The 1,537-nt window shown below is 71.4% G+C and carries 2 pseudogenes; both read right to left on the bottom strand.

The annotated features are described in order from the left end of the window. Window positions 1-771, bottom strand: a pseudogene (locus GPJ75_RS27110) (hypothetical protein); the annotation flags it as partial. Then, a pseudogene (locus GPJ75_RS27105) lies at window positions 768-1,537 on the bottom strand (DUF7507 domain-containing protein); the annotation flags it as partial. The pseudogenes GPJ75_RS27110 and GPJ75_RS27105, both read right to left, overlap by 4 nt.

Genomic DNA, 1,537 nt, shown 5'->3' with positions numbered 1-1,537 from the left:
GCGGGCCAGCGTCAGCGGCACGGTCTCGTCATAGCGGCCCGCCGCGTCGTAGACGCGCAGCACATAGGCGAAGTCGGCCTCTTCGGCCTGCGGCATGACCCAGTCGGCCGTGCCGTTGACGGCGACGGAGATGACCGCCAGGGGCCGGGGATCGCGCGCCCCGTCCTCGAAGATGCGGATCTCGGCCCGCTCGATGAAGGCCGGGTAGTTGGCGGTGGCCAGGAACGTGACCGCCTCGCCGGCGCGATAGGTGCGCGCCACCGGCACGGTCGACACGTTGAGCAGCGGCTCCGCCTCCAGCCCGTCGAACTTCACCTGGATGTCGACCGCCGACAGCGCAAGATCCGTCCGCCGCTGCCGGTCCACCGGCCGGGCCGCCCCTTCGGCCCCTTCGGCAAGCTCAGGACCGCCCGGCGCCAGCGCCTCGCTCTTGTCGACGGTCTCGCCGTCGACGCTGATCATGAAGGGGATGGACGGCCGGTCGGCGGCCGTCGCCGCTTCCGTGTTCTCACCCACCGGCAGTGTGGGGGCCGAGCTGTCGGCGAGCACCTTGCCGGCCGCCCCGTCTTGGGCCGCGTCCTGGGCGATCGCCGGCCCGGCCGCCAAAAGGATGCCGGCCAGCGCCGTGCCGGCGGCAAGCCGCAACCGCCGCCCGTCCGTTCGGGCCGTCCTCGACCAGTTCATCGCTGTCGCACTTGCGGACGGAAAACCGGTTTCCACTGTTCCTGGAATTGCTCTGGCGAGGATCATGGCTGTCGCAAAGGTTCTCATTGCCCCGCCTCCACACGTGTCTCGATGTTCAAGGGATAGGCGCGGCGCCGCTCGCCCCAGCGCGCGGCGATCAGCGCCTTCATGTGCCGCACGCGCTCCCTGGCGAGCGCCGCCCCGGTGCCGGCGTCGATGTAGGACAGGCGCAGCACCGACTGCTCGGCCGCCAGCACGGCGATCAGCTCGTCGACCCCCGCCGCCCAGCGCGCGGACAGCGCCACCCCGCCCGGCTCGAAGGCCGCGTCCGACAGGTCGAGCCGCACCACGCGGCCGATCGAGGCGCCGAAATTGAGCTTCGTCAGCTTGCCCGCCGTCAGCCGCACCACGCGCGGGTTCTCCGTCGTCAGCCGGTAGCCCGTCGGCAGCGTGCGGGTGTCGAGCTTCATGATGAAGTTCGAGCCGATGCGGCTGTCGGGCAGGTCGGCGCAGGCGACGTGGAAGCGGCCGTACCGGTCGGTGGTGATCAGCCAGCCCTTGACCGTCGCCACCCGCACCCCGGCAAGCCCCGGCTCGCCGCCGTCCTGGAAGCCGTTGCCGTTGACGTCGTCGAACACCTTGCCGACGATGTCGCCGCAGTCGAACACCGGCTCGGCCAGGATCTCCACGACCGCCCGCGCCTCCGGCGCCAACACGGTCCCGCTCGCGTCCGTCGCCTTGGCCCGGTTCACATGCTCGCCAGGACCCGCCGAGCTCAAGGCCAGCATCCGCAGACGGATCTCGATCTCGCCGTTGCCCGCAAGAGACAGGTCCTCGAAGCGCACGGCACGGC

Source organism: Chelativorans alearensis (genome assembly GCF_010993735.1).
Lineage (GTDB): Bacteria > Pseudomonadota > Alphaproteobacteria > Rhizobiales > Rhizobiaceae > Chelativorans > Chelativorans alearense.
The sequence above is the reverse complement of the archived record's forward strand: the minus strand, read 5'-3'. Positions and strand labels throughout refer to the sequence as shown.